Here is a 218-nt window from a genome sequence, read left to right as displayed (position 1 = left end):
GTACAGACTGCATCGGTATTGATCCCCAGGTCCACGCTGCAGATGACCTGTTCTTTCACAGATGTTTTGGTAAGTGTTACTTCTTCTGTATAGGTAAAACGCAGGAAATATTTATGGTGTCTTTTCTCCAGTGTCGGGGCAGATGCTTTTTTTCCTGACCAGTATTTTCTCAGATATTCCATATCCGTATGCTCCAGACGTACACAGAACCATTTCCA

Annotated in this window: 1 pseudogene; it reads right to left on the bottom strand. The window is 43.1% G+C overall.

The features are described 5' to 3' along the window. Positions 1-218: pseudogene (locus LJE09_RS17830) on the bottom strand (IS200/IS605 family accessory protein TnpB-related protein); the annotation flags it as partial.

The organism is Blautia sp. DFI.3.45 (genome assembly GCF_020593505.1).
Lineage (GTDB): Bacteria > Bacillota > Clostridia > Lachnospirales > Lachnospiraceae > Blautia_A > Blautia_A wexlerae.
This window is presented reverse-complemented; position numbering and strand designations above follow the sequence as displayed.